Consider the following 20,526-nt stretch of genomic DNA (forward strand, 5'->3'; position numbering starts at 1 on the left):
TTTTTAAAAGCCTCTTAAACAAACACGGTTACAAATGGTACATAACCACATTAACCAAATGTAGAAATTGTTACTAAGATTTAAAACATTGAAAAGAAGATTTTAGAAGAATAGTGGTGCTGATAGGCGGATTTGAACCGCCGACCTCACCCTTACCAAGGGTGCGCTCTACCAACTGAGCTATATCAGCGCTTGGAGCGGGCAGCGGGAATCGAACCCGCATCATTAGCTTGGAAGGCTAAGGTAATAGCCATTATACGATGCCCGCTGTTCTAAATTCGTCTGTCCGATGTCATATGCGATTCAATTAAGTAAGAAATGGTGGAGGGAGAAGGATTCGAACCTTCGAAGGCTGAGCCAACAGATTTACAGTCTGCCCCCTTTGGCCGCTCGGGAATCCCTCCACAATAATTGAATACTTAATTACGATTTGCAATAATGGTGCCGACTACCGGAATCGAACTGGTGACCTACTGATTACAAGTCAGTTGCTCTACCTACTGAGCTAAGTCGGCATTGCATTGTCGTAAGCAAGTGAGGTGCATTATAGGGAAATTTTGAAACTGTGCAAGCGTTTTTTCAAAAAAAATTAAAAAACTTGTTTTTTCGCTTGTTTAATACGCAAAACGTCTGTTTTTTGTATATTTTGCGTGATTTTAACTAGATAAAACGCCCTATTTTTAGATTTATATTGTATATTTGTGACTGCGCATTCCATTGGAAATGCAATCTGCACTACCTGAAAACTAGAGAATTTGGCTATGAGCCTGCAAAAATCAAACAAAATTACTCCTTTTTTAACTTTTGATCGCCAAAAATGGGCTGAATTACGCAAATCAGTGCCATTAAAATTAACAGAACAAGATTTAAAACCGCTACTCGGCTTTAATGAAGATCTTTCATTAGAAGAAGTGAGTACGATTTATTTACCTTTGGTACGTCTGATCAACTATTACATTGAAGAAAATCTCAAACGCCAAACGGTATTACACCGTTTTTTAGGGATTGCGGCACCAAAAGTGCCTTACATTATTAGTATTGCCGGCAGTGTTTCCGTTGGTAAAAGTACTTCGGCACGTATTTTACAAGCCCTGCTTTCTCAGTGGCCGGAAGAACGCAAAGTCGATTTAATTACCACGGACGGCTTCTTATATCCATTAAAAGCGTTGGAAGAAAAAAACCTATTAAAGAAAAAAGGTTTTCCGGAGTCGTACGACATTCATCGTTTAATCGGCTTTGTGTCAGATATAAAGTCAGGTAAGCGCCATGTACAGGCACCGATTTACTCACATTTAACTTATGACATTATTCCCGACCAATATAATGTAGTTGATCAACCGGATATTGTAATTTTGGAAGGATTGAATGTGTTGCAAAGCGGTATGAACTACCCTTCCAGCCCGCATAACGTGTTTGTGTCGGATTTTGTCGATTTTTCCATTTATGTCGATGCGGATGAAGATTTGCTAAAAGAATGGTATGTACATCGTTTCTTAAAATTCCGCCGTAGTGCGTTTTCTGATCCGAATGCCTACTTCCACCATTATTCTAAACTTTCGGAGCAAGAAGCCATTCAAACCGCTTCCACTATTTGGGACGAAATTAATGGCTTAAATCTGAAACAAAATATCTTACCGAGCCGTGAACGTGCGAATTTAATTTTGGTAAAAGGTGAAGATCACGCCATTCAAACCGTCAAGTTGAGAAAATAACCGATAGGCACTAGAGATAGTGCCTTTTTTATAGGTAAAATTTAGCAAAAATTTGACCGCTTAGATAAAACGCAAAATACAGCGAATTAGTAGGCGATTAATACGCAAATTTTTGTTAAGCTAACGTTCTATTTGCAAAATTTTAAACAAAACAGACCGCTTGTTATGAATAAGAAACTTTTACTTCCTCTCATCATTTTTTTAGCTTTAACCGTTACCTTTATGGTACAGCTTTCCCGTAATGCTCAAGGCGATGATCCGAAAAAGCTCGAATCCGCATTAGTGGGTAAAACCATTCCAAACTTCCAATTAGAGTCTGTTTTAGATGAGAAACAGTTACTTGATCAAAATATCGTAAAAACTGGTAAACCTCGTTTATTAACCGTTTGGGCGACCTGGTGTCCAACTTGCTATGCCGAACACGAATACCTAACCCTACTGGCAAAACAAGGTGTGGAAATTGTCGGTGTGGATTATAAAGATGAGCGCCCAAAAGCAATGAAATTCCTCGCGAATTATGGCAATCCTTACAAAGCGAATATTTATGACCCGAAAGGTTCTCTCGGCTTAGACCTCGGCGTATATGGTGCACCAGAAACTTTTATTATTGACGGTAAAGGCGTTATCCACTACCGCCACGCCGGTGATGTAAATGATCAAGTATGGAATGAAGTATTAAAGCCGATTTATGACGGGTTGAAGTAAATGTTTGAATTTCCTTCTGATATAAAGAAAGCTATAAAAAGTAATTATCAAAGAGAATATAATTGTATTTTTATAATAGTTGGTTTATCAACTATTATAGGAATAATTTTTACTGTTTTTTCGTCATTCTTATTACTAAGCTATTTAGTCAGTATTAATGCAAGAAACTTATTCATTCACTCATTGGAGAATAATTTCTCAACCATATTTATTCCTATAGCATTGTTTTTGTTTTTTTCTATAGCCTTAATAAATATACAACCAATCAAGTATGCTTCATCAATTAAAGAAAAGAAAAACACTAACAAACATGATATTTTGATAACACTAGGAATTATGGAGATAGTTTACATACCATTAATACTTCTCACTATTTTATTTCACGAAACAAATTTAAAAACAATCTTAATTAACTTACCTATAGTAATTACATATTTTTATCTACTAGGAAAAATCAAAGACTCAATAGACATGGCAAACTATTTTATTTTTCACTAGTACAACTTACTTATTAGTTCCATTCTGTATTCTTATTTATAATGGGGGAACTAGCACAATAACTGATATAAAATTTATATCTATTTATTTATGTCTTATGCTAACTGGATCGGGATTAGGCTTCTTATTTGTAAGAAATATTAATAAAAAACAAAAGCCAACATATTCATTTTATTTAATCACATCCATATCAATTTTATTTCTAATATCGATCAACCCATTATTAGAAACAAATTTTAAAGAAAATTCCCTAACAATATTGGAAATAAGGGAGAACACCCCTAGAAATTATTTAATACATAAACAATTCTTCTATGAAAGCAACAGCAGCTTTAAGAAAAATATGAAAGAAAATGATTATTATATTACCTGTGGAAGAAAATTATTTGAAAATGCAAAACCCTTGTACTAGAAATTGAAAATAACACATACCAGATTCCTAATAAATATATCAACAACGAACAAAACTATGAAAATAAAAACTCTCAGCCTAATAATTCTTCTAAGTGTAACAGTTAATGCCGCACCGGTTGAATTCAACCAATTCGATAATCCGCAGCAAGAGTCAGATTACCGTGCATTAATTCAAGAATTACGTTGTCCGCAATGTCAGAACAATAATATTGCCGATTCAAACGCAACGATTGCGACCGATATGCGTGCCAAAACATTGGAATTGTTGAAACAAGGCAAAAATAAAGATGAAGTCGTGGATTATATGATTGAGCGCTACGGCAATTTTGTCACTTATAATCCACCGATGACACCGGCTACCGTATTACTTTGGGCATTACCCATCGCATTACTGTTATTCGGTTTTGAGTTAATTTGGAGACGCAAATCGAAGCCAAAACAAGCGGTCGAATTTAACCCAAATTCTGCAGATTCAACGCTTGATCAAGCACGTTTAAAACAAATTCTTAACGAGAAGGACAACTAATGAACTTTTGGATTATTGTAGTGGCAATGACCGTGGTTATCTGCTTAATTGCGTTTTATCCTTTGCTTACCAAGCAAACAAAACGCCAAAGCTTAAAACGAGATAACTTGAATAAAGCTTTTTACTTTGACCGCTTAAAAGAAGTTGAACGTGAAGCGAATGAAGGGGTAATTGATGACCCTGAAAAAACCAAATTAGAACTTCAACAAAGTTTATTAGACGATATTCCCGAGCAAGCAGAAGAGGTGCAGACCAAACAAAGCCATATCGGCAAAATTTGGTTTGCAGTATTACTGATTTCTGTAGGGATTATCGGTACTAGCGCTTATGTCAGTGTTGGTTCATGGCAAGCCGGTACCATGATTGATATGACCCATAAAAAATTAGAATATTTTTATGAGCGTATCAAAGATGAAGACACTAATCCGTTGTCTGAGCAAGAATTAAACCAATTTGCCATGGCGTTACGTGTCGAATTACAAAATAAACCAAATGACGCCAAAGGTTGGTTTATGTTAGGTCAAATCGGGATGGCGAAAGATGACGGTCAATTGGCGTTGGAAAGCTATGAAAAAGCGAGCAAATTAGACCCGAAAAATCTGCAATATAAAGGCAGTTATGCACAGATACTGATGTTCTCGCAAGATCAGGCGGATAAAGCCAAAGGTAAAGAAGTGCTAAAAGAAATTTTACGCCAAGATCACACCAATTTAGATGCACTGAGCCTACTCGCTTTCAGCTCTTTTGAAGAAGAAGATTACAAAATGGCGGCAATGACTTGGGGTATGATGTTAAAACTGATTCCTGAAGGCGAGCCACGCCGTGCTACGGTTGAAAAAAGTATCAATATGGCAATGTCGATGCTAAAAGAGCAAGAAAGCAAACAACCGGCAAAAGCGGAAGAGAAAAAATAATCACGTTTTAGTGAATTTATAACTGATTTGGGCGGGTTTCATACCCGCCCTAAAATTGCAAAAGGATAAATAATGTTAAGTAAAGAGACATTAAAAATCGGTTTGGTTTCTGTTTCAGACCGTGCTTCTAGCGGTGTTTACCAAGACCAAGGCATTCCTGAGTTACAAACGTGGTTGGAATCCGCACTAACTGCACCATTTGAAGTTGAAACACGTTTAATTCCAGACGAACAAGCTGTCATTGAGCAAACTCTAATTGAATTGGTGGATACGCACCACTGCCATTTAGTATTAACCACCGGCGGAACTGGGCCGGCAAAACGAGATGTTACGCCGGATGCGACCCTTGCGGTGGCACATCGTGAAATGCCGGGCTTTGGCGAGCAAATGCGTCAAGTGAGCCTACATTTTGTACCAACCGCAATTCTTTCTCGCCAAGTTGGTGTTATTCGTCACGACTCGCTGATTTTAAATTTACCGGGGCAGCCGAAAGCGATTAAAGAGACGCTAGAAGGAGTTAAAGACGTACAAGGTAACACGCTAGTACGAGGCATTTTTAGTGCCGTGCCGTACTGTCTGCAATTATTGAGCGAAATTTATATAGACACTCACCCTGAAATCTGCGAAAGTTTCCGTCCGAAATCAGCGAGAAGATAATCTTTAAAACCACGGAACATATTGGTAACTCTGAGAACTAAACAAGCGGTTAAATTTACTGAGAATTTTACATTCCGAGTAATCTGCGTTTTCCGTGGTGATTTAAAATAGGAACTTATTATGAAAAAAATCGAAGCAATTATTAAACCATTCAAACTGGATGATGTGCGAGAAGCATTAACCGATGCGGGAATTACCGGTATGACTGTTACCGAAGCGAAAGGATTTGGTCGTCAAAAAGGCCATACCGAGCTTTATCGCGGTGCGGAATATGCGATTGATTTTTTACCGAAAATTCAATTGGAAATCGTGGTAGCGGATGATCAAGTGGATGCTTGTATCGAAGCGATTATCGACACCGCACAGACAGGTAAGATCGGTGATGGCAAAATCTTTATCTATGATATCGAGCGAGTGATTCGTATCCGTACCGGTGAAGAAAACGAAGACGCCCTTTAACCGTTTTTAGCAATATTATCCCCCTGTGAGAGGGGCAATAACCAACTAGACATACTATTCACATTCAAATAGGAAAACTATGAAACAAACCGGAATCAAATGGTTGTGGCTAAGTTTAGCGACTATTATTATTGATCTATGGACCAAATACATTGTGGTACAACGCTTTGAGCTATATGAAAGCGTAAACGTACTACCGATTTTCAATTTAACCTACGTACGCAACTACGGTGCGGCATTCAGCTTTTTAGCTGATCACGGCGGTTGGCAGAAATATTTCTTCTTAGGATTAGCCATTGTTATTTCACTGGGTTTAATCGTAATGCTGTGGCGTAATCAAGCGGTCAAAAAATTGGAAAATTCTGCGTATGCCCTGATTATCGGCGGCGCAATCGGTAATGCAATTGACCGTGCTTATAATGGTTATGTGGTTGATTTCTTTGATTTTTATTGGGATATCTATCATTATCCCGTGTTTAATGTGGCGGACATTGCCATTGTAGTGAGTGCGGGATTGCTCATCTTGGAAGCATTCCTCGACAAAAAGAAAAAGAGTGATTAAATGAATATTTTATTAGCAAACCCAAGAGGTTTCTGTGCCGGTGTAGATCGAGCAATTTCGATTGTAGAACTCGCTCTCGAAATTCACGGCGCACCGATTTATGTACGTCACGAAGTGGTACACAACCGCTTTGTGGTGGACGGTTTAAAAGCCAAAGGTGCAGTGTTTGTCGAAGAATTGGACGAAGTGCCGGACGATGCGATTGTGATTTTCTCGGCACACGGTGTCTCACAAGCGGTTCGCCAAGAAGCGAAATGCCGCGGCTTAAAAGTATTTGACGCAACTTGCCCGTTAGTAACTAAAGTACATATGCAAGTGGCACGTGCCAGCAAAAAAGGCACTAAAGCGATTTTAATCGGACATGAAGGTCATCCGGAGGTGATCGGCACGATGGGACAATATGATAACCAAGACGCTGGTATTTTCTTGGTGGAATCGGTTGAAGATATTGCCAGACTGCCAGTTAGCAACCAAGACGAGCTGACTTTTATGACGCAAACCACGCTTTCGATTGACGACACCAGCGATGTGATTGAAGCGTTAAAAGAGAAATATCCGGCAATTCAAGGTCCGCGCAAAAACGATATTTGTTATGCGACAACCAATCGCCAACAAGCGGTACGAGAATTGGCGAAACAGTCACAACTGGTATTAGTGGTCGGCTCTAAAAATTCTTCAAACTCAAATCGTTTAGCCGAACTGGCTTCACGTATGGGTGTGCCATCTAAATTGATTGACGGCCCACAAGATATTGATCCAAGCTGGTTAAATGGTGTGGAAACTATCGGCATTACCGCCGGCGCATCAGCACCGGAAGTTTTAGTACAATCGGTGGTGGAACACTTAAAAACCTTAGGTGTAACCGGTGTGAGCAACTTAGAAGGTTGTGAAGAAAATATGGTATTTGAAGTGCCGAAAGAACTACGTATTCATGAGGTGAAATAATGGCTGAATTAAATCGTTTTAGAATTGAGTGGGAATGCCGCCGTGGTATGCGCGAATTAGACAAAATGATTATGCCTTTTTACAAAGCGCATTTTGATGATTTAAGCGAAACACAGCAGCAAACTTTTGTAGCAATGCTCAAATATACCGATCCGGAATTATTCCGTTGGTTTATGCACCAAGCTCCTGCCCCAACGCAAGAAATGAGCGATTTAATCGAGTTGATTCGTTCTAAAATCGAGCGTTAATTTACCCTATTACAAGCGGTTGTTTTTGCTAAAAACGACCGCTTATTTTTTTGGAAAGCGACTATGCCAATGAGTCGTTTAGAACGAATCTTTCACGCTGTTTTATTTGAACTCTTCGCCATTTTGTTTACCGTTATCGGTATGAGCCTGTTTACTTCGCATCATACCGATTTACTGACCGGTACGATTGTCTCCATCTCAATAGTGGCGATGTTGTGGAATATGCTATTTAACACGGTTTTCGATCGTATCTTTACTGCCCCTCAAGAAACTCGCACAGTTAGATTACGTATTTTCCACACCTTAGCTTTTGAAGGTGGTTTACTGCTCTTCACCATCCCGTTGGTGGCGTATATGCTCGATGTCGATTGGTGGACGGCGTTTATTATGGATATCGGTATGACGCTTTTTGTGATCGTGTACGCATTCTTTTTTAATCTTAGTTACGATCATCTACGTGTTTGGTAGCTTAAACGTTCAACTCAATAAAACAAGCGGTCAAATTCGCAGAAAATTTTGCAAATTTGACCGCTTATCGGCTTGCTTAATCATCATCATGATGACGGCGATGTTTTTTATAATGTCCACGATGGTGACCGTAGTCTCGATGACCTACTTTATGTTTATGATGCTTTTTATAACGGTGTGCATGCGCTCGTCTTTCATGATATCGCTCTGAACGATAGCGCTCATCACGTTCTCTTTCGATTTTATGCGCATTCCATTGGCTTCCAACCACACCGCCTAGCGCTGCACCAGCAACTGTTGAAGTGATATCTTGCCCCGCCACTGCACCGGCAACACCACCTAGCACTGCCCCCACAGCAGTATCATGTTGTGAACGACTTAACGCATGTGCGGTTACCGATGTTGATAATAAGGCGATCATTAAGCCTTTGATCATTACTGATTTCATAAATTACCTCGAATTTTTCGATTCTAAATCTGTAAAAAATAAAAATAATAAGCATAGCGAATCAATTTGTGAGGCATATTTTCAATATTGGTCTTAAGCTCGTCAAGCCTAGAAAAGCCAACTGAAACAATAAGATAGATTTGTAACAGCACTAAAAAATTTTTGAACTTTTCGTTTTTGTACTATCCATGTGCAATTAGGGGCATTTTTTTGTAAAGCTGAGAACTTCATCTTTTGATTTGCCTCTAACACAGGCAAGATAAGGAACTGATAATCATATGAAAAAAACCGTGAATTGCGTAGTGAAGGAAAGTATCACTGAAGCACTATTACGTTTAATGCAAAAGAAAAATTTCTACACTATCCGCATTACCGAACTAACTAATTTAGCAGGCGTCAGTCGCATTTCGTTTTATCGCAACTTTAAATCAAAAGAAGATGTGCTGATTAAACATATGCACGAGCGCTCTGTTGCCACCTTTACTGATTTAAATGCAACCAATGTTCGAGAGCGTTTAATCGGTTTATTTAAAGTAACTGATGAATTAGGCGATATTTTGGATCTTCTCTATTCACAAAACCTCTCACACCTCTTTTTACAATATTTTGCCCACACAATTACCTAGTAAATAACGCGGATAAAGTAATGGATTTAACTTTATCCGCTTTTTTATTTACCATTTTTCTGTCTCTTTCATTTATTTAGCAATTTATTTTCTATTGATAGGTAAAAACCATTTGAATATAGTGGTTTTTAGATAGAAAATGCAAACCATTTTCATTAAAAAACCATAAAAAATAGAAGGAGACAAGCATGAGCAAAAAGTTTTCGCTCAACATCATTACATTATCATTACTGGGGGTAGCTCAATTTGCTTATGCAGATTTAGTACTAGATGAAATCCAGGTAAAGTCTAGCGAAGTGAGTAACGATAAGAAGCCCTTCACTGAAGCCAAAGCCAAAAGTACGCGTGAAAATGTCTTTAAGGAAACACAAACCATTGACCAAGTGATTCGGAGCATTCCTGGGGCATTTACTCAGCAAGATAAAGGTTCGGGTGTCGTTTCTGTAAATATTCGTGGCGAAAATGGATTAGGTCGTGTCAATACGATGGTTGATGGTGTAACACAGACTTTCTATTCTACAGCCTTAGACTCTGGTCAATCAGGCGGAAGTTCTCAATTTGGTGCGGCAATCGATCCTAATTTTATTGCAGGTGTAGATGTTAATAAAAGTAACTTTTCGGGAGCAAGCGGTATAAATGCGTTAGCAGGCAGTGCTAATTTTAGAACATTGGGCGTTAATGATGTTATTACCGATGACAAACCATTTGGTATTATTCTGAAAGGAATGACAGGGAGCAATGCCACTAAATCCAATTTTATGACGACGGCTGCAGGCAGAAAATGGCTTGATAATGGTGGCTATGTAGGCGTGGTATATGGTTATAGCCAACGTGAAGTTTCACAAGATTATCGTATTGGTGGCGGAGAACGATTAGCATCATTAGGGCAGGATATTCTCGCGAAAGAAAAAGAAGCTTATTTTCGTAATGCAGGTTATGTTTTAAATGATGCTGGACAATGGACTCCTGATCTAAAGAAGAACATTTGGTCTTGTAACAAGCCAACTCCTGAGTTAGCAGATCAAACGATAAATGGCATTAATTGTAATTGGTATCGTATTGGACCTGCTGCAGAGACTAGAAGAAAAATTCTAGAAAAATTATTAAAAGATGGAAAAAAACCTGAGGATATTACAGAGCTCCAAACAGGTGATGATGGAATTGAAAAAACTGACAAATCATTTGAAGATAATAAAGATCAATATAGCGTTGCACCAATTGAGCCAGGCAGTTTGCAATCTCGTTCTCGTAGCCATTTGTTAAAATTTGAATATGGCGATGATCACCATACGCTAGGAGCACAATTACGCACATTAGATAATAAAATTGGCTCACGTAAAATAGAAAACCGTAATTACCAATTCAATTATAACTTTAATGATCATAACTATCTTGATCTTAATTTAATGGCAGCACATAACATTGGCAAAACCATTTATCCTAAGGGTGGCTTTTTTGCTGGCTGGCAAGTGGCAGACAAACTTATTACCAAAAATGTCGCAAATATTGTTGATATAAATAACAGCTATACCTTCTTATTGCCAAAAGAAATCGATTTAAAAACTACATTAGGGTTTAACTATTTTACTAATGAATACAGTAAAAACCGTTTTCCAGAAGAATTAAGTTTGTTTTATGATGATGCTTCACATGATCAAGGTAACTACAGTAATTTAGGACGATTTAAAGGTAGTCGTAATTTACTGCCACAACGTTCAGTGATTTTACAACCCTCAGGTAAGCAGAAATTTAAAACGGTGTATTTTGATACCGCACTTTCTAAAGGCATTTATCATTTAGATTACAGCGTGAATTTTACCCATTATGCCTTTAATGGTGAATATGTTGGATATGAAAATACAGCAGATAAAATTAATGAACCGATTTTGCATAAATCAGGGCATAAAAAGGCATTCAATCATTCTGCTACATTAAGTGCAGAACTAAGTGATTATTTTATGCCATTTTTTACTTATTCACGCACACACAGAATGCCTAATATTCAAGAGATGTTTTTCTCTCAAGTGTCTGATGCGGGGGTGAATACCGCATTAAAACCTGAACAATCTGACACCTATCAACTAGGCTTTAATACTTATAAAAAAGGTCTATTCACTCAAGACGATGTATTAGGCGTAAAATTAGTAGGTTATCGTAGCTTTATTAAAAACTATATCCATAATGTTTATGGTGTTTGGTGGCGAGATGGCGTTGTACCTACGTGGGCAAACAGTAATGGTTTTCGCTTTACTATCGCACATCAAAATTATCAACCTATCGTGAAAAAAAGTGGTGCTGAGTTAGAGTTAAATTATGATATGGGACGTTTTTTTGCGAATGTATCTTACGCTTATCAACGTACTAATCAGCCAACCAATTATGCCGATGCCAGCCCACGTCCGAATAATGCTTCAAAAGAAGACATTTTGAAACAAGGTTATGGCTTATCTCGTGTTTCAATGCTACCGAAAGACTACGGCAGATTAGAGCTTGGCACACGTTGGTTTGATCAAAAATTAACCTTAGGTCTGGCAGCTCGTTATTATGGAAAAAGTAAACGTGCGACAATTGAAGAAGAATATATCAATGGATCTCACTTTGAAAAAAATGCTGCGGGTGCTAGAACTTACTATGCCGTTAAGAAAACGGAAGAGATTGAAAAACAACCGATTATTTTAGATTTACACGTCAGCTATGAACCAATCAAAGATTTGATTATTAAAGCGGAAGTACAAAATCTATTAGATAAACGTTATGTTGATCCGTTAGATGCCGGAAATGATGCAGCTTCGCAACGTTATTACTCAAGTTTAAATAATTCTATCGAATGTGCAAAAGATCCATCTGCTTGTAACGGTGGTTCAGATAAAACCGTACTTTATAACTTTGCACGTGGAAGAACTTTTATTATGAGTTTGAATTATAAATTTTAGTAACTTTGGAAATAAAGGCGGGATAGACCGCCTTTATTTATTTTGGTGTGGTTTTAATTAGAGTTATTGTTGTAAAACTTATTTCAGCACTCTCGCACCTAAATTATCCACTTTACAGATATGAATAAATCCTTCGTTGTTTTGGAGGTATTCTTTTTCTAAGTAGGCTTCCAATTTTTGAGCGTGTTCCAAATCGGGTGCAATCGCAAACATGGTTGGGCCTGAACTAGAAATACCGACAGCTAATGCCCCAAGATCTTTACAACCTTGGCGAACAGTTGGGAAGTTCGGCAGTAAGTTTTCACGGTACGGTTCGGCAATTAAATCTTTCATCATCACTGATGCCAATACATCTTGATTCGTATGGCAAGCGTGGACGAATGAGCCTAAATAGCGAGCCTGTTGGATCATATCTTGGCGAGTGTAATTTTTCGGTAAAATTGCACGAGCCTCTGCGGTTGAAACCTCAATGCCAGGGTAAGCAAGTACCCAATACCATTCATCGAAGAAAGGTAACGGCTGGCAGATATTACCGAGCGATTTTGTAAGCCACCTAAATAGCACGGTGCTACGTTGTCGTAATGGATTGATCCTGAAATACGCCCCTCTAATTCCCCCATCATTTCCAACAATTCCATTTTTGAAAATGGCTCATCGTGGAATTTATTGAGTGCAACTAATGCCGCCACAATTGAGCAAGCACTAGAGCCTAAGCCTGAACCAATTGGCATATTCTTTTCGAGCGTTAAGCGTAAGTTTTTGATCTTGCCGCCACGTAATTTAAAGCGTTCACTGAAAAGCACATAGGCTTGATAAACGATGTTTTTTTGCGGCTCTTTTGGTAATTTGCGAACAAAATAACCGACACTTTCAAGCTCAAATGGCTGATCACAATCTTCAATTTGCACTCGAAGCGGGTGCATAAATGCGTAATGTTGTCATTATTGTGCTCCTCCATGTAAGGTACGTAAAATATCCGCGAAGATACCCGCAGCCGTTACGCTATTGCCCGCACCGTAACCACGCAATAAGAGTGGAATTGGGCTGTAATAGCGAGTGAAGAAGGCAAGTGCGTTTTCACCATTTTTCACTTTGTAAAGTGGGTGCTCAGAATCGACCGCTTCAATCGCGACACGACATTTTCCGTTTACAATTGAGCCAACATAGCGTAGCACTTTACCTTCCGCTTTTGCGGCTTCAATACGTTTATTGAACTCTGCATCAAGCTCTGGCAACACTTACAAAAATTCCTCTTTATTCATTCCGTCAGAGAAATCTTTTGGCAACACGCCTTCCACTTCAATGTCTTCAAACTCAAGCGCTAAGCCCATTTCACGTGCTAAAATTAGCAATTTAGTGGATATTCAACAGAATTCTTTTTGACTTTAGATTACAAAACTTGACTTTTCTGAAAAATCAAGTACATTCTCATATCGCTGCGACCTAGATCGAAAAAGCAATGATTGCGAAATGCAATATCAACAATTATTCGCTATGGTTATGCTTTACATAAACAATTTGCCATCCATGGATTGGTCGCAGCATAATAACGAGGTCCAAAATGAAAGAAACAAATCTGGATGTAGTACTTGAACAACGTTCTCCCGAAGATAAAAAACTTAAGCTCCGCCAAACCTTAGCGGAAGTGAATGTCGAGCTCAAATTGAGCCATTTGCGTGAAGAACTGCACATTACTCAACAAGAACTCGCCCACAAACTCAATATAAGCCAACCGTCTGTCGTAGCACTGGAAAAACGAGGTAATGATATCAAGTTATCCTCCATTCAGCGTTACATTGATGCAATCGGTGGCAAAATCCATTTAGCAGTGTCGCTGCCTACCGGTAAATCCGTAATTTACCGTCTATAAGAATAAAATTTTCTCGTTAACCAAGCGGTTTAATTTCACTTACATTTGCAAAAATTGAGTGAAATTAAACCGCTTACTTTTTTGCTTTCCTTCTCAATCGCTCCAGTTCTTATATCAACATTATTTATATTGCATATAACAAATAATGATTGGATTTTATATCTAGAGGTGATTAGGATCTGAACGATTTATCGATTATGATAACGATAAAGTTATCGCTATCACAAAACTTATTAGAAGGAAGTTTTATGTTTAATATTCAAAAAGAAAATGTGTTAGAAGCTTTCAAATACCGTCGTGCAACACGTAAATATGACGCTTCTAAAAAAATCAGCGATGAAGATTTTACATATATTTTAGAATTAGCGCGTCTTTCACCAAGTTCTGTCGGCTCTGAGCCGTGGAAATTTGTAGTGACTCAAAACCAAGAATTACGTAACAAATTAAAACCGGTTGCATGGGGTATGGCGGCACAAATGGACACAGCAAGCCATTTAGTGGTGTTACTTGCTAAGAAAAACGCAAGCCACGACAGCGAATACTTCAAAAAAGCGCTTGAGCAACGTGGTTTAACGGCTGAAGAAATGGAAAAAACTTTAGCATTATATAAACAATTCCACGAGCAAGACATCAAAATCGCGGGTGATGAGCGTGCATTATTCGACTGGTGTTCAAAACAAACCTACATCGCATTAGGTAATATGATGAGCGGTGCGGCGATGATTGGTATTGATAGCTGCCCAATCGAAGGTTTCAACTATGATGCGGTTAACCAAATTCTTGCTGAAGCCGGTGCATTCGATCCGAATGAATACGGCGTTTCTGTAATGGCAACTTTCGGTTATCGTGCCGGTGACATCACACCAAAATCACGTAAACCAATCAGTGAAATTGTAAGCTGGATTAAATAATCACAAGCGGTGTAAAAAAGCTAATTTTTACACCGCTTATCTTTTTAGCGATGCTGAAATGGGATACGAAACATTGTGTCCCTACCTATTACGCTATAACTATTTTCAATAAACTTATGAGGAACACACTATGACATTCAAAGTAAAAGGTTTTGCTGCCTTAGATCCGAAATCCCCTCTCGTTCCACACACTTTCGAACGCCGTGACGTACGTGCGGACGATGTAGAAATCGATATTCTTTACTGCGGCGCGTATGCCACTCAGATTGACATCAAGCTCGCAATGACTGGGGTTTTGCTACTTATCCTGTCGTACTGGGCAGACGTTCAATCGCAGGTTCAATGATTGGCGGTATTAAAGAAACCCAAGAAATGTTAGATTTCTGCGGCGAGCACAACATCGTACCGGACGTGGAAATGATCAGCATTCAAGACATCAACCACGCCTACGAACGAATGCTCACATCCGACGTGAAATATCGCTTCGTGATTGATATGCAATCGTTGAAGGCGTAATCCAAATTCGGGCGGGAGCAGAACCCACCCCTACGATAGATTTGTGCCATTGCTACATAAAATATTTCCCAAAAAACAACCGCACTTTCTCCAGTGCGGTTTTGTATCTCTCTTCGTCTAATTTCTTTATTCTGCCAACTAAGCTATCATTCACCCACAATCAACAACCTTTAACAAACCACCATGAACTTTCTTGCTCACAGTATGATTTCCTTTGAATTAGACAAAATAATGCCGAATAGCTGTACCTTATTTGGTAATTTTGCCGGCGATTTTTATAAGGGGCGAGTTGAGAATTTGGCGGTAGCAAGTCATATTCAAAACGGTGTTAGATTACACCGTTTGATCGACAGTACAACGGATCGGCGAGAAAACTTCCTCAATCCGTTACTTGCCAAAGAATTAGGGCGATTTAAAGGCATTGTGTCGGATATTGTGATTGACCATTTCATTACGAAAAATTTTAACCGCTTGTTTGAGCAAGAACTGGCACAAGTTGAAACCGACATTTTGGATAACATTATTCAATATCAACCAATTTTCCCACAAGGCTTCTTTTCGCTGTTTAATTGGTTGGCACAGAACCGAGCGTTATCTCACTACGCCGATTTTGATTTTTTAACTGAGCGAGTGTTTGCCGGCATGGCACAGCGTATCACTCGTGGCGAGATACTGCGTTCTGCAGGGAATGTGCTGAAAAAGCATTATGCGGAACTGGAAACGTTGGCGATACAAGAATTTAGCTATACCAAACAGGAAAGTCTGCGCAAATATTTAGCCTTATTGAACCAATAAACAGCAAACAAGCGGTCAAAATTCGCAAATTTTTTGCAAAATTTAACCGCTTGTAAATATTACTCTCTCGCCAAAATCTTCTGAATTTCCGCCATTATTTCTTGGTCTTGTTCGAGAGCGTACAATACATTTCTTCGTTTTTGAAACGCTCGATTTTCGGGTCATACACTTCTGACATAAGCTTCACACTATGGCGATCTTTGCCGAAGTACATATTACCGATTTCATGCACTTTATCTGCATCCAGCCCGAGTTCTCGGAGCGCTTGTTTACCGGTACGTAATGCGCCGTCAAAGGTTTCGCGCACTTCAATATCCGCACCGGATTGTACCAGCTCGTAAACGTGATAACGGTCATAAGCACGAGCAATAATTTTGATATGCGGATTCACGCTACGTGCGTATTTGACGATGTCTAACGTTTGTTTCGGGTTATCAATCGTCACAATCAACATTTGTGCGGTTTGAATACCCACTGCTTTGAGTAAGTCCGGATGAGCGCCATTACCATAGTAACTTTTTACTCCGCGTTTTTTCATACCAGCGATTAATTTCGGATCCAACTCAATAATCGTTGGGTGATAGCCTGTCATTTGTAATAAATGATTTACTACTTGTCCAACACGACCTAAGCCCACCAAAATAATCGGATTATGCTCTTCAATATGATCATGCGGTTTAATTTCGTCAATTTTTTGCAAACGAGGCACGATAAATTTCTGACTCGCAATAATCATTAATGGCGTGAAAACCATCGATAACACCACAATTGCCGTCATATTAGCATGTACGGTATCATCAATAACCTTCTGTGCATGTGCCGCAGCAAATAACACAAATGCAAATTCACCGCCTTGTGCCATTACAACCGCTAGGTCGTGTGCGTCTAAATTATTACTACCCAAAAGGCGAGCGACTAAGAAAATCACACCGCCTTTAATCAACATCATTAATACCACACCGGATAAAATCAGCCCCAAGTTATCCCACACTACATTTAAGTCGAGCGACATTCCGACCACAAGGAAAAATAAGCCGAGTAATAAGCCTTTGAACGGATCGATATCCACCTCTAATTGGTGGCGGAAACTGGACGTGGAAAACAATACGCCGGCAGCAAATGCGCCCATTGCCGCAGAAAGTCCGCTTACTTCCATTAATAGTGCAGAACCAAGTACTACGAAGAGTGCTACTGTGGTCATCATTTCTCGAATTTTGGTGCGAGCCAACATTTTAAAGAATGGGTTTAGCACTTTAGTTCCGATAATAAATAAGAACACCATTGCAAACACGGCAATAGCAATTTTTTGCCAAATCGGCGTACTGGTTGTTTCTGCCGAATGCATCGGTGATAAAAAGGCAACGACAGCAAGTAGTGGCACAATCAGCATATCTTCGAATCACAGAATGGAAACCATTTTACGACCGCGAATAGAGGTCATTTCGCCTCGTTCGCTTAATACTTGCATAACGATTGCAGTTGAAGTCAATACGAAACCAGCCGCACTCACAAACGCCACTTGCCACGAATAACCGAATGCCATTACTAAGCCGGTGAGCGCAATCGCTGCCCCGATAACCTGAAAACTACCTAAGCCGAAAATATATTTTCGTAAGCCCCATAAATGCGCAGGTTGCATTTCCATGCCCACCTAAAAACAAAAACATTACCACACCGAGTTCGGCAACATGCAAAATAGTATGCGGATCGGTAAATAATCCCAAACCGAACGGGCCAATCGCCAATCATCCCGCTAAATACCCTAATACAGAGCCTAAACCGATACGTTTAAAAATAGGTACCGCAATAATTGCCGCTCCCAATAAAGCTACTACACTTGTTAATTGACTTGCACCTTCTACTGCCATAAAACCTCCAAAATCAGAGACAAAAAACAGGAGTAAATATAACATAAATATATAAATCTTTGATAAGAATTAAAAAGTTAAAAATTCGGTAAAACACGCTAATTTTTCAAATTAGTTATTTTGTGATAACATTCAAGTAGTGTTTTTTTTAATCAGAGCTTTCCTGCTCGTCAAAATAAGGTTTCTGCCTTTTCATTCGTCCGCTTCGGGCGTTCAATTTAATCATTAGATTACACTTTTTTAATTTAAATTATCTTCATGTCAACCAAGGAGTAATTATGAACTTAGCCACGTTTGTTCGTGACAAATCTTCATTTAATCCGTTTGTGACAGGCATTACGTTATTAATTGTTATTTTACTTGTCGCAGCGATTTTAATTTTTCCCAACGGAACACAAGCTGCCTTAAATGCCGCTAAAGCGGGTATTTTTGCTAGTTTCAGCTGGTTCTATATTTTAATGTGTTCCATCTTCTTATTTTTCTTGCTGATTTTATCAGTGAGTAGCTTAGGTAATATTAAACTTGGTACCAATGAAGAAGAACCAGAATTCGGCTTTATGTCTTGGATAGCCATGTTATTTGCCGCAGGTATGGGGGTGGGATTGATGTTCTTTGGGGTTGCCGAACCGCTTTCTCATTATTTATCTTCTATCTCCAGCGGAACAAGTGAGCAGAGAACACAACAAGCCTTACTCCATACAGTTTTTCACTGGGGAATGCATGCTTGGGCAATTTACGGAGTGATTGCGCTGGCTCTCGCTTACTTCGGCTTCCGCTATAAGCTGCCACTCGCTTTACGTTCTTGTTTTTATCCGTTATTAAAAGATCACATTAATAGCAAGATCGGGGACGTTATCGACATTATGGCATTAATTGCCACCTTATTCGGTATTATTACTACTCTCGGTTTCGGCTCAGCGCAGTTAGGTGCCGGTCTAGTAGAAATGGGCTGGATTGCCGAAAATAGCTTCGGCTTACAAATTAGCGTAATTGTTGTCGTGATGGCGATGGCTATTTTTTCTGCTATTTCCGGCGTGGGCAAAGGGGTGAAAATTTTAAGCGAAACCAATTTAATATTAGCGATTTGTTTATTAATTTTCGTATTGATTGCCGGCCCGACACTCTACCTATTAGCCGCATTTAACGATAATATTGGTACATATCTCACCAATTTAGTACAACTTAGCTTTAAAACTTATGCGTATGAACAACAAAATACAGAATGGTTTAACGGCTGGACGATTTTGTATTGGGCGTGGTGGTGTTCTTGGGCACCGTTTGTCGGTTTATTTATCGCCCGGATTTCGCGTGGGCGTACGATTCGTGAATTTGTCTTTGGCGTATTAGCTTTACCAAGCCTATTCAGTATACTGTGGTTTACCGTATTCGGTAATAGTGTAATTTGGCTTGATTTAAACCAAGCGCAAAGCACATTGGCACAGTTTGTCTCAACACCAGAAACCTTATTGTTTAAATTTTTAGATAATCTACCGCTTTCTACACTAACCGGATTGGTTGTGTTATTTAGCATTGCCCTGTTCTTTATCACCTCTGCCGATTCCGGTATTTATGTCCTGAACAACATTGCTTCACGTGATAAAAGCTTAAGCTCGCCTCGTTGGCAAGCTGTGATGTGGGGCGTATTAATGTCAGCTGTGGCAATTACGTTACTTGCCACCGGCGGCTTAGCCAACTTACAAACCATGACATTAATTACCGCCTTGCCGTTCTCCATTTTAATGGCAATCATGTGCGTGAGTTTGTGGCTTGGGCTAAGTGCGGATAAAAAATATTTTGAGGTGAAACTCACTCCGACTTCCGTCCTTTGGACTGGCGATAAATGGCGAGACTACCTCAGCCAAATGCTTAATCAAACAGAAGAAAAAGATGTGAATCAATTCTTGAAAAAAACGGCGCTGCCGGCAATGCGTACCTTACGTCGAGAATTGATTGCCGAATACGGATTAAGTGTTGATGTAAACACTTATTTCGAACAAAACGAACCGGCGGTGGAATTAGTCATTCATAAAGAATCTATGCGTGATTTTATGTACGGTATCAAATCCGTCAGCCGCGAAGTTTCGGAACAGTTAATTAATGATGAAAATTTACCGCATATCCAAAATAGCCTGACCTATGAGCCGATCACCTATTTCTTTGACGGACGTGCTGGCTATGACGTGCAGTATATGGAGGGAGATGAATTAATTGCCGATATCCTCAAACATTACGAGCGTTATTTGTCATTATTAGATTCTGTCGGGCAAGCGCTGATGGCGCATGAGCAAACCGAATTAGCCGAATAACCTTCGGCTTAAATAAGCGGTCGAATTTCGATAAAAATTTGCAAAAGTTTTGCCAAATTCGACCGCTTGTCCTTAAAAGCTTACGGGACTAAGCCGCCAAAGACTCACGTAAAGCGGCAATTGATTGCTCCGTAACACCAAGGTC

At 39.2% G+C, this 20,526-nt stretch carries 20 protein-coding genes, 4 tRNA genes and 3 pseudogenes; 19 read left to right on the forward strand and 8 right to left on the reverse strand.

What is annotated here, in order from left to right; translation table 11 throughout:
* Positions 1-114 precede the first annotated feature (114 nt).
* The 4 genes from HMPREF0027_RS00985 to HMPREF0027_RS01000 form a co-directional block, all read right to left on the reverse strand.
* A tRNA-Thr gene (locus HMPREF0027_RS00985) sits at positions 115-190 on the reverse strand.
* A gap of 3 nt (positions 191-193) precedes the next feature.
* A tRNA-Gly gene (locus tag HMPREF0027_RS00990) sits at positions 194-268 on the reverse strand.
* A 51-nt stretch (positions 269-319) separates the two neighbouring features.
* Positions 320-404: transfer RNA gene (locus tag HMPREF0027_RS00995), tRNA-Tyr, on the reverse strand.
* Positions 405-439: 35 nt separating this feature from the next.
* Positions 440-515 (reverse strand) — tRNA-Thr (locus HMPREF0027_RS01000).
* Positions 516-761: 246 nt separating this feature from the next.
* Here HMPREF0027_RS01000 and coaA point away from each other — a divergent pair.
* From coaA to HMPREF0027_RS01055, 11 genes are all read left to right on the forward strand, one after another.
* Positions 762-1,712 carry a type I pantothenate kinase gene (gene coaA / locus HMPREF0027_RS01005; RefSeq protein ID WP_005621353.1) on the forward strand — a complete coding sequence of 317 codons (951 nt, stop codon included), beginning with the start codon at positions 762-764 and terminating at the stop codon, positions 1,710-1,712.
* Positions 1,713-1,877: 165 nt separating this feature from the next.
* Positions 1,878-2,417, forward strand: a complete 540-nt coding sequence (locus HMPREF0027_RS01010) for a DsbE family thiol:disulfide interchange protein (RefSeq protein WP_044024386.1) — start codon at positions 1,878-1,880, stop codon at positions 2,415-2,417.
* Positions 2,418-2,915: a hypothetical protein gene (locus HMPREF0027_RS12295; RefSeq protein WP_005621356.1), complete on the forward strand. Its 498-nt coding sequence runs from the start codon at positions 2,418-2,420 to the stop codon at positions 2,913-2,915. It abuts the gene before it with no gap.
* A gap of 469 nt (positions 2,916-3,384) precedes the next feature.
* On the forward strand, positions 3,385-3,855 hold the full coding sequence (locus HMPREF0027_RS01020) for a cytochrome c-type biogenesis protein (RefSeq protein ID WP_005621360.1): 471 nt from the start codon (positions 3,385-3,387) through the stop codon (positions 3,853-3,855).
* Positions 3,855-4,769, forward strand: a complete 915-nt coding sequence (gene ccmI, locus HMPREF0027_RS01025) for a c-type cytochrome biogenesis protein CcmI (RefSeq protein WP_005621361.1) — start codon at positions 3,855-3,857, stop codon at positions 4,767-4,769. Before HMPREF0027_RS01020 ends, ccmI begins: the two co-directional genes overlap by 1 nt.
* Positions 4,770-4,841: 72 nt before the next feature.
* Positions 4,842-5,426 carry a molybdopterin adenylyltransferase gene (gene mog / locus HMPREF0027_RS01030; RefSeq protein ID WP_005621363.1) on the forward strand — a complete coding sequence of 195 codons (585 nt, stop codon included), beginning with the start codon at positions 4,842-4,844 and terminating at the stop codon, positions 5,424-5,426.
* A 120-nt stretch (positions 5,427-5,546) separates the two neighbouring features.
* Positions 5,547-5,885 carry a nitrogen regulatory protein P-II gene (gene glnB / locus HMPREF0027_RS01035; RefSeq protein ID WP_005621365.1) on the forward strand — a complete coding sequence of 113 codons (339 nt, stop codon included), beginning with the start codon at positions 5,547-5,549 and terminating at the stop codon, positions 5,883-5,885.
* A 79-nt stretch (positions 5,886-5,964) separates the two neighbouring features.
* On the forward strand, positions 5,965-6,447 hold the full coding sequence (lspA, locus tag HMPREF0027_RS01040; protein WP_005621367.1) for a signal peptidase II: 483 nt from the start codon (positions 5,965-5,967) through the stop codon (positions 6,445-6,447).
* Entirely contained in the window at positions 6,448-7,392 is a 945-nt protein-coding gene (ispH, locus tag HMPREF0027_RS01045; RefSeq protein WP_005621369.1) for a 4-hydroxy-3-methylbut-2-enyl diphosphate reductase, read from the forward strand. It begins immediately after the preceding gene.
* The gene (locus HMPREF0027_RS01050; protein WP_005621370.1) at positions 7,392-7,640 is read left to right on the forward strand and encodes an FAD assembly factor SdhE; all 249 of its coding nucleotides are present in this window, start codon (positions 7,392-7,394) and stop codon (positions 7,638-7,640) included. The genes ispH and HMPREF0027_RS01050 overlap by 1 nt, the downstream gene beginning before the upstream one ends.
* A gap of 63 nt (positions 7,641-7,703) precedes the next feature.
* On the forward strand, positions 7,704-8,108 hold the full coding sequence (locus tag HMPREF0027_RS01055; protein ID WP_005621373.1) for a PACE efflux transporter: 405 nt from the start codon (positions 7,704-7,706) through the stop codon (positions 8,106-8,108).
* A gap of 76 nt (positions 8,109-8,184) precedes the next feature.
* On the opposite strand, the gene HMPREF0027_RS01060 is transcribed toward HMPREF0027_RS01055, so the two are convergent.
* A complete protein-coding gene (locus HMPREF0027_RS01060) occupies positions 8,185-8,556 on the reverse strand; it encodes a glycine zipper family protein (RefSeq protein WP_005621376.1) in 372 nt (123 codons plus the stop codon).
* 278 nt (positions 8,557-8,834) lie between these two features.
* Here HMPREF0027_RS01060 and HMPREF0027_RS01065 point away from each other — a divergent pair, with 278 nt between their 5' ends.
* Both HMPREF0027_RS01065 and HMPREF0027_RS01070 read left to right on the forward strand, forming a co-directional pair.
* Positions 8,835-9,182: a TetR/AcrR family transcriptional regulator gene (locus HMPREF0027_RS01065; RefSeq protein WP_005621378.1), complete on the forward strand. Its 348-nt coding sequence runs from the start codon at positions 8,835-8,837 to the stop codon at positions 9,180-9,182.
* Positions 9,183-9,370: 188 nt separating this feature from the next.
* Positions 9,371-12,115 carry a TonB-dependent receptor domain-containing protein gene (locus HMPREF0027_RS01070; protein ID WP_005621380.1) on the forward strand — a complete coding sequence of 915 codons (2,745 nt, stop codon included), beginning with the start codon at positions 9,371-9,373 and terminating at the stop codon, positions 12,113-12,115.
* 78 nt (positions 12,116-12,193) lie between these two features.
* On the opposite strand, the pseudogene thrB reads toward HMPREF0027_RS01070, so the two are convergent.
* Together thrB and thrA are read right to left on the reverse strand one after the other, a co-directional pair.
* A pseudogene (gene thrB, locus HMPREF0027_RS01075) lies at positions 12,194-13,023 on the reverse strand (homoserine kinase); the annotation flags it as partial.
* A gap of 33 nt (positions 13,024-13,056) precedes the next feature.
* A pseudogene (thrA, locus tag HMPREF0027_RS01080) lies at positions 13,057-13,479 on the reverse strand (bifunctional aspartate kinase/homoserine dehydrogenase I); the annotation flags it as partial.
* A 197-nt stretch (positions 13,480-13,676) separates the two neighbouring features.
* Between thrA and HMPREF0027_RS01085 the strand changes: the two are divergent.
* The 5 genes from HMPREF0027_RS01085 (at position 13,677) to HMPREF0027_RS01100 (ending at position 16,207) form a co-directional block, all read left to right on the forward strand.
* Positions 13,677-13,985: a helix-turn-helix domain-containing protein gene (locus tag HMPREF0027_RS01085; RefSeq protein WP_005621387.1), complete on the forward strand. Its 309-nt coding sequence runs from the start codon at positions 13,677-13,679 to the stop codon at positions 13,983-13,985.
* 248 nt (positions 13,986-14,233) lie between these two features.
* Complete coding sequence (locus HMPREF0027_RS01090) at positions 14,234-14,896, forward strand: NAD(P)H-dependent oxidoreductase (protein WP_044024201.1); 663 nt, start codon at positions 14,234-14,236, stop codon at positions 14,894-14,896.
* A 130-nt stretch (positions 14,897-15,026) separates the two neighbouring features.
* Entirely contained in the window at positions 15,027-15,242 is a 216-nt protein-coding gene (locus tag HMPREF0027_RS12300) for a hypothetical protein (protein WP_005621391.1), read from the forward strand.
* The gene (locus tag HMPREF0027_RS12305) at positions 15,239-15,412 is read left to right on the forward strand and encodes a hypothetical protein (protein WP_005621393.1); all 174 of its coding nucleotides are present in this window, start codon (positions 15,239-15,241) and stop codon (positions 15,410-15,412) included. Before HMPREF0027_RS12300 ends, HMPREF0027_RS12305 begins: the two co-directional genes overlap by 4 nt.
* 183 nt (positions 15,413-15,595) lie before the next feature.
* Complete coding sequence (locus tag HMPREF0027_RS01100) at positions 15,596-16,207, forward strand: ACP phosphodiesterase (RefSeq protein ID WP_005621395.1); 612 nt, start codon at positions 15,596-15,598, stop codon at positions 16,205-16,207.
* 59 nt (positions 16,208-16,266) lie between these two features.
* Here HMPREF0027_RS01100 and HMPREF0027_RS01105 read toward each other — a convergent pair.
* A pseudogene (locus HMPREF0027_RS01105) lies at positions 16,267-18,075 on the reverse strand (monovalent cation:proton antiporter-2 (CPA2) family protein).
* Positions 18,076-18,353: 278 nt separating this feature from the next.
* On the opposite strand from HMPREF0027_RS01105, the gene HMPREF0027_RS01110 reads away from it, so the two are divergent.
* Positions 18,354-20,381 (forward strand): BCCT family transporter, encoded by a 2,028-nt coding sequence (locus tag HMPREF0027_RS01110; protein WP_005621401.1) that lies wholly within the window; start codon positions 18,354-18,356, stop codon positions 20,379-20,381.
* The last annotated feature ends 145 nt before the right edge of the window (positions 20,382-20,526 follow it).

The sequence above is a fragment of the Actinobacillus ureae ATCC 25976 genome, assembly GCF_000188255.1.
GTDB lineage: Bacteria > Pseudomonadota > Gammaproteobacteria > Enterobacterales > Pasteurellaceae > Actinobacillus > Actinobacillus ureae.